Source organism: Microbacterium sp. H6, assembly GCF_003314775.1.
GTDB classification, from domain to species: Bacteria; Actinomycetota; Actinomycetes; order Actinomycetales; family Microbacteriaceae; genus Microbacterium; species Microbacterium oxydans.
In genome coordinates, this window is sequence record NZ_QOAY01000087.1 from 1,648 (window position 1) to 8,881 (window position 7,234).

At 69.3% G+C, this 7,234-nt stretch carries 7 protein-coding genes; 1 reads left to right on the top strand and 6 read right to left on the bottom strand.

From position 1 onward, the window contains the following. From DSP71_RS23210 to DSP71_RS06035, 4 genes are all read right to left on the bottom strand, one after another. The coding region (locus DSP71_RS23210) for an ATP-binding cassette domain-containing protein (RefSeq protein ID WP_258546288.1) at positions 1-216 on the bottom strand (216 nt) is incomplete at its 3' end. Continuing rightward, positions 213-2,264: a dipeptide/oligopeptide/nickel ABC transporter permease/ATP-binding protein gene (locus DSP71_RS06025; protein ID WP_113680634.1), complete on the bottom strand. Its 2,052-nt coding sequence runs from the start codon at positions 2,262-2,264 to the stop codon at positions 213-215. The genes DSP71_RS06025 and DSP71_RS23210, both read right to left, overlap by 4 nt. Position 2,265: 1 nt before the next feature. Continuing rightward, the gene (locus DSP71_RS06030) at positions 2,266-3,222 is read right to left on the bottom strand and encodes an ABC transporter permease (protein WP_058631986.1); all 957 of its coding nucleotides are present in this window, start codon (positions 3,220-3,222) and stop codon (positions 2,266-2,268) included. Between the two features lie 90 nt (positions 3,223-3,312). Continuing rightward, entirely contained in the window at positions 3,313-4,911 is a 1,599-nt protein-coding gene (locus tag DSP71_RS06035) for an ABC transporter substrate-binding protein (RefSeq protein ID WP_052748768.1), read from the bottom strand. Positions 4,912-5,040: 129 nt separating this feature from the next. On the opposite strand from DSP71_RS06035, the gene DSP71_RS06040 reads away from it, so the two are divergent. Further along, a complete protein-coding gene (locus DSP71_RS06040) occupies positions 5,041-5,766 on the top strand; it encodes a FadR/GntR family transcriptional regulator (protein WP_046748580.1) in 726 nt (241 codons plus the stop codon). Here DSP71_RS06040 and DSP71_RS06045 read toward each other — a convergent pair. After that, positions 5,757-6,554: a 4'-phosphopantetheinyl transferase superfamily protein gene (locus tag DSP71_RS06045; protein ID WP_113680635.1), complete on the bottom strand. Its 798-nt coding sequence runs from the start codon at positions 6,552-6,554 to the stop codon at positions 5,757-5,759. The two genes, DSP71_RS06040 and DSP71_RS06045, sit on opposite strands and share 10 nt — an antisense overlap. Further along, on the bottom strand, positions 6,551-7,234 hold a 684-nt coding region (locus tag DSP71_RS06050; RefSeq protein WP_113680636.1), incomplete at its 5' end, for an ATP-binding cassette domain-containing protein. The genes DSP71_RS06045 and DSP71_RS06050, both read right to left, overlap by 4 nt.

The window sequence follows — 7,234 nt, forward strand, 5'->3', positions numbered from 1 at the left end:
GACCTGCCCGCTCGTGGGCTTCTCGAGGCCGATCAGCACCTTGGCCGAGGTGGACTTGCCCGATCCGGACTCGCCGACGATGCCGAGGGTCTGCCCGCGCTTCACCGTGAGCGAGACGCCCGCGAGCGCATCGACGTACTCGGGACGGAAGAGTGAGGACGCACGGGTCTTGTAGCGGACGTGCACGTCCTTCAGCTCGATGACGGATTCGCTCATCGTCCTGCTCCGATCGCCTCGACGGGCGCATCGTCCGGATGCGCGGAGTAGTAGTGCTCCGTCCCCTCGATGTGTCGGCGCACCGGGGTGGTGCCGGCATACCGCGAGGGGTCGCTGGACCGCGGGGCGAAGCGGTCGCCCGCCGGGAAGTCGCGCGGTGAGGGCACGACTCCCGAGACCTGATGCAGGCGGTCGGAGCCGGCCTCGATCGAGAGCACAGCGCCCAGGAGGCCCTGCGTGTACTCGTGCACGGGCTGCGTGAGCACCTCGCGGGTGGTGCCCTGCTCCACGACCTGGCCCGCGTACATCACCGTGATCCGGTGGGTGAGCTCGGCCACCAGGGCGAGATCGTGCGAGACGAACAGGAGCGCGAAGCCGAGCTCCCGCTGCAGCCGCATGAGCAGCTCCACGACCTGGGCTTGCACCGTGACATCGAGCGCGGTGGTCGGCTCGTCGGCGATCACCAGCCGCGGATCCCGGGTCAGCGCCATCGCGATGAGCACGCGCTGCCGCTGCCCTCCCGAGAGCTCGTGCGGATACGAGGAGAGTGTGCGCTTCGGATCGAGACCGACGAGCGTCAGCAGCTCCTCGGCGGTGCGGGTGCCGCCGCGCGAGGTGAGCTGCTTCATCTGCGAGCGAATGAGCATCGCCGGGTTGAGTGAGCTCAGCGCGTCCTGATAGATCATCGCGATGTCGTGTCCGCGCAGCGCGTTGCGTTCCTTCGGGGCCATCTGCAGCAGGTCTTTCCCGTCGAACAGGATGCGTCCGCGGATGTCGGCCTTCGGGTCGAGCAGACCCATGATCGCGAGCGAGGTGATGGACTTGCCGCATCCGGACTCCCCCACCAGCGACATGGTCTCGCCGGGGCGCACCGTGAAGCTGACGTGGTCGACCACGTCGACGTCGCCGTGCCGGGGGAACGAGATGCACAGGTCCTGCACCTCGAGCAGCGGCTTGTCGTCGCCCGTGTACTCGAGGCGATCCGTGCGGGTGAGTTCACGCCGTCGCAGCTCGGCGAGTCGTTCCGCGAGGGGGACGACTTCCGCGCGCGGCACCAGGGTGTCGGGGACGCCGCTCGGCACGGAGAGGTTCACCGCGGTGTCGACGGTGGGGATCACGTGCGTGTCGTCCGGGATCGCTGCGACCTCGAGCTCGTGCGTGGACTCCTCGGTGTTCGCGGCGTCGGCCGTGATCGTGCGCGCCCGCGGCGACACCATGGCGTCGGTCATCCCCTCGGAGAGGATGTTGAGGCACAGCACCGTGATCATGATGAGGATGCCGGGGAAGAAGGTCGCCCACCACGCTCCGCTCATGAGCAGGTTGCGGCCCGCGGCGATGACGTTGCCCCACGACGGCTCGGGATCGGGCACGCCGGCCTGCAGGAACGACAGCGAGGCCTCGAACACGATCGCGTCGGCGACGAGCACGGTCGCGAAGACGAGGACCGGCGCCATCGCGTTGCGCGCCACGTGTCGCACGATGATGCGCGGGGTGCCCGCTCCCATCACACGCACGGCCGAGACGTAGTCCTCCCCGTACTGGTCGAGGATGTTTGCACGGACGATGCGGGTGAGCTGCGGCACGTAGAGGAACGCGATGGTCAGCACCAGCACGGGCAGCGACTTGCCGAACACCGCCACGAACACCGCGGCGAGCGCGATGCCGGGGAACGACATCACGACGTCCATGACGCGCATGAGGGTCTCGGAGATCCACTTCGGGGCGGTGGCGGCGATCGTGCCGAGCACGCAAGCGGCGACCAGGGCGACGAGGGTCGCCCCGATACCGATCACGAGCGAGTAGCGGGCGCCGTAGACGAGGCGCGAGAAGATGTCGCGGCCCTGACGGTCGGTGCCGAACCAGTGCTCCGCTCCCGGCGGCTGCACGGGAGTCCCGGAGGCCAGCGGGTCGAACGGCGCGATGAGAGGCGCGAAGATCGCGGCCAGGGCGATGATCGCCAGCACGGCGATGCAGATGATCGACCCGAGGGACAGGCGGCCCCAGCGGAGGCCCGGGACGGAAAGCCGTTCCGTGAGTTTGCGTCGCATGTCACACCGCCCGGATTCGAGGATTGATGAGCACGTACAGGAGGTCGACGATGATGTTGATCACGACGAAGGCGAGCGCCACCGCGAGCGTCACTCCCTGCACGAGGTTGGGTTCGTTGTTGGTGACGCCGTTGAGGATGAGGGTTCCCATCCCCGGGATGGCGAAGATGATCTCGATCACCACGGCGCCGCCGAGCAGGTAGCCGATGCGCAGCCCCAGCACCGTGACGGGGGTGATGAGGGCGTTGCGCAGCACGTTGCGGCCGACGACGATCACCCGCGGGATGCCGGCGCCGAGGGCGGTGCGCACGTAGTCGCGGTCGAGCTCCTCGACCATCGAGGTGCGCACGACGCGCGACAGCTGACCGATCACCGGCACCGCGAGCGCGATCGCAGGGAGGGTCATGCGGGCGAGCCAACCGGAGGGATCGGCCCAGAAGTCGGGGAGCGGGCCGGAGGCGGGGAGCAGTCCGAGGCCGAGGGTGAAGACCTGGATGAGCAGGATGGCGAGCCAGAACGACGGGGTGGAGAGCGCCGCGACGCCGAAGACGCGGATCACCTGGTCGGGCCAGCGGTCGCGGTAGACGGCGGCGAGGACGCCGATCACGAAGGCCACGATCACGGCGATGATGAGCCCGAGGAAGGTGAGCGCCAGGGTGACCGGGAAGGCACGGGCGACCTCATCGATCACGGGAAGGCTGCGCGCGGAGTAGGTGCCGAGGTCGCCCTGCACGAGTCCGAACAGGAAGTTCACGTAACGGACGAGCAGGGGGAGGTTGAGGCCGTGGTCCTCGCGGTAGGCCTCGAGGGCTGCGGGCGACGCCGTCTCGCCGAGCGCCGTGCGGGCCGGGTCGACGGGCGAGAACGACATCACGAAGAACACGAGGAACGTGATGCCGAGGATCATCAGCGGCAACTGCAGCAGTCGCCGGCCGATGAGGCGGAGCGTGTGGGACACGTGCCGCTCCTTCCGAGGGTGAGGGAGGTGCAGGGGGCGCGCTCGTCGGGTGAGCGCGCCCCCTGTTCGGGTGCTGCTTCTGTGCGGGTGCTACTTCGCGGCCACGCCGACGTCGAGGAACGACAGTCCGGTGGTGGGGACGGGCTGGAACCCGACGAGCTCCTGGCTGCTCCAGGCGGTCGGCAGCTTGCGGTGGAACAGCGGGTAGAGCACGGCCTGATCGGAGAGCAGGTCGAACGCCTGGTCCCAGGTCTTCTGCTGCTCGTCGCCTTCCTGCTGGACGGCGGTGTCGAGGAGCGTGCGCAGCTCGGCGTACTCGGGAGAGTCAGCCCAGTTGGTGCGGGTCTGGGTCCAGACGTTCTCGCCGTACCACCAGTTCATGAGCAGGTCGGGGTCGACGCCGAAGACCGAGGGGTCACCGGGGGCGACGGCCACCGTGTAGTCGCCGGAGTCGACCTTCTCGTACATCGACGCGGACTGTCCGATGTCGAGCGTGGTGTCGATGCCGATCGCGTCGAGCGACTCCTTGATCAGCGGGGCGACCTCCTTGACCCATCCGGTGTCGGTCGTCAGCAGCGTGATCGACAGGTCGGAGACGCCGGCGTCCGCCAGCAGCTCCTTCGCCTTCTCGGGGTCGTAGGTGTAGACCGTCGAGGCCTCGTGGTAGTTCGGGTACGTCTCGGGCAGGAACGAGGTCGCAGGCGTGGCGTTGCCGAGCATGCCCGTGCCGATGATCTTGTCCATGTCGAGGGCGTAGTGCAGTGCCTGCCGTACGCGCACGTCGTCGAACGGCGCCGCCTTGGTGTTGAACATCATGAACAGCAGGCCGAACGACTGCACGCTCTCGACGTCGGCCGACGAGGCGAGGGTGTCGACGTCGATGTACGGCACGTCTTCGATCGCCTGCACGGTGCCGGTGGACATCGCGGTGACGCGGGCCGAGGCGTCGGCGAGCAGGTTCCAGTTCATGCCGGCGGCGAGCGCGGGGCGCGGGCCGTTGTAGTCGTCGTAGCGCTCGAAGACGAGCTTGTCCTCGGGGACCGCGGAGACCAGCGAGTACGGGCCGGAGCCGACCGGGTTGGCGGCGAAGTCCTCGGGATCGGCCTCGACGACCGCCTTCGGGACGATCTTGACGACGCCGAGGCGGTCGTTGATCAGCGAGAAGGGGTAGTCCGTCGTGATGCGCACGGTGTCTTCGTCGACCGCGGTGACGGTGTCGATGAAGTCGACGAACGACAGGAAGAGCGAGTTGTTGTCCGGGTCGAGCACGCGGTCGTAGCTGAAGACGACGTCGTCCGCCGTGACCGGGTCGCCGTTCTGGAAGGTCGCGCCTTCGCGGATGTCGATCTCGTAGGTCGTGTCGTCGATCTTCGTCGGGAGGTCGGCGGCGAGCGCAGGGGCCGGCTTCTGGGTGACCGGGTCGAGGTCGACGAGACCTTCGAAGACGTGCCAGTTCGCCGAGACCGTGACGGCGCCGGAGGCGACCATCGGGTCGAAGCTGCCGTTCAGCGTGTACGAGATCCCCGCCTCGATGATGGCGTCCGGGTCGATCTCGCTCGCGGCCGCGCTCTCGTCGGGGGTGGCGGTGGTGCCGGCGCCGCAGCCCGCGAGGGCGACGGATGCGGCGACTGTGCCGGCGACCGCCATCGCGAATCGACCCGCGCGACGGCGGGTGAAGTGTCGGTTCATGTGTGCTCCAGGGTGGTGGGGGGAACATCTTGAGGACATCTGATGTCTGATGTACTCTAAACACAGGTTCGATCAGATCACAAGAGTGAGATGATCGGAGCGTTTCTGCCAGGCACGAGAGGGAGCCCCATGAAGTCCACCACGAGTAGGGCGTCACGCATGCGGCGCTCGACCACGGCGGATCAGATCAAGCAGCTCATCCTGACGCGCGGGCTCACCCCGGGCGACCCGCTGCCTACGGAGGCGGAGCTCTGCGACGAGCTCGACGTCTCGCGATCCTCCGTGCGTGAGGCCATCCGCACCCTCTCGACCCTCGACATCGTCGACGTGCGTCACGGCCACGGAACGTACGTCGGACCGATGTCGCTGGATCCGATGGTGGAGGCCCTCGTCTTCCGCGGGGTGCTGTCGCCGGAGGGGTCGCTGCAGGCGCTGCGCGAGGTCGTCGAGGTGCGCCTGGCGCTGGACCTCTCGATGGCCGAACGCATCGTGGAGGCGGCCAAGGCGGATGATGACCCCGAGCTCGACGCGCTGGTCGCCGACATGGTCGACAAGGCCGAGCGCGGCGAGCATTTCCTCGAGGAGGACCGCGCCTTCCACACCCGCCTGTTCGGCACGATCGGGAACCGCCTGGTCGGGCAGCTCGTCGGCGCCTTCTGGGATGTCCACACGGCGGTGCTCCCCCAGCTGGGGATCCCGCAGCCCGATGACATCCACAAGACGGCGAAGGCGCACGGCGACATGCTCGAAGCGGCGCGCTCCGGCGACGTCGACCGGTATCGCCGGGCTGTCGTCGAGCACTACGAGCCGCTGCAGCGCGTGCTCGCGAGTGCCGCGGGCGACGCTCAGGGCTGATCGGTGCGACTCCCACTGCCTGGGGAGGAGACGGGTGCGATCGCGACCGTCGCCGACACGAGGCCCGAGAGGCGGTCGGGGACCGGGACGGGCGCCAGCACCACGGGGCGACGCTCCGGGTGATCGAAGCGCCGCACCGCACCGTCGAGGACCTCGACCAGGAGCGGATCGATCGCCAGGCCGAAGCCCACGGCCTTGAGCACGGCCTCCTTGGCGGTGAAGACGCGTGCGGCGTCGGCGATCGACGCCACGCGTGCCCGCTCCTGCGGGGTGAGAGCCATGGACAGCACGTCGTCGCCGTCCACGAAGGCGGAGTGCTGCTCGACATCGATCCCCACCTCCGCCCCCTCGCAGAAGGCGACGGCCACGAACGTCCCGCTGTGCGAGATCGACACGTCGGGCCATTGCGTGCCCTCGAATCCGCGCCCCGGCTCCCCGGACAGGACCGGCTTCCACTCCCCCGCCGCCGTGAACCGCCGCGTGAAGCGGGCGGCGCCCAGCGGGACTCCCCGCACTTCCCGAAGTCGACGGTGCACCATGACCCGCCCCGTGACGAAACGGCGGGCATCGCCCTCACGCCGGAACGCGGCGAGGCGGACACGGTCGTCGTGCGTGAGCGGGAGCCAGGACGGCGGATCCGCATCCTCCAGCCGATCGACGAGCTCGACCTCGGCCACCAGGCGGCGGGGCGGGGCTTCGGTCCGCGCATCGCCGGGGACGCGGGCGTCGCCGGGCACGAGGAACGGGATGTCGAGAGGCGGGATGTCGAGGAGGGGGGACGAGGTCATCCCGTCGCCTCGCGCACGACGGAGGTGATGTCCGTGACGGTGCCCTCGCGAACCTCCAGCACGCGGTCGAGCCGGGCGAGAGTGGACTCCCGATGGGCGACGACGACGACGGTCCTGCCCTGCGCGAGTCGATCGAGCGCAGCCTCGACGAGTCCGGCGGTCTCCGGATCCACGTCGGACGTCGCCTCGTCCAGCACGATCACGCGGCTCTCCAGCAGGGCGATCCTGGCGAGCCCGACCAATTGCCGCTGACCGGCGGAGAGAGATCCGTCCGCTCCGACGGCCGTATCGAGTCCCTCCGGAAGCGCGTCGACCCACCGCGACAGGCCGAGGGTGGCGAACGCCCCCCGCAGGTCCGCGTCATTCGCGGAGGGTGCCGCGAGACGCAGCTCCTCGGCGATGGTGCCGGTGCCGAGCTGCACCTCCTGCGGCACGAAGGCGACGCGGAGCGCGCGCTCCGCGGGGGCGAGCGCTACGAGATCGGCATCGCCGCAGCGCACCGTGCCCCTGATCGGGGCGTACAGCCCGGCGATGACCAGTGCCAGCGTCGACTTGCCCGCTCCGGAGCGGCCGGCCAGACCGTAGCGCAGGCCGCTCTCCAGGTGCAGACTGACCCCGCGCAGCACGGGCTCGCCGCCGTAGTCGAACCAGACGTCGCGCATCTCGATCCCACCGTCGGA

Coding starts and splice junctions, on each gene's coding strand:
- DSP71_RS06025 (WP_113680634.1), bottom strand. CDS start 2,264: ATGCGACGCAAACTCACGGAACGGCTTTCCGTCCCGGGCCTCCGCTGG.
- DSP71_RS06035 (WP_052748768.1), bottom strand. CDS start 4,911: ATGAACCGACACTTCACCCGCCGTCGCGCGGGTCGATTCGCGATGGCG.
- DSP71_RS06045 (WP_113680635.1), bottom strand. CDS start 6,554: ATGACCTCGTCCCCCCTCCTCGACATCCCGCCTCTCGACATCCCGTTC.
- DSP71_RS06040 (WP_046748580.1), top strand. CDS start 5,041: ATGAAGTCCACCACGAGTAGGGCGTCACGCATGCGGCGCTCGACCACG.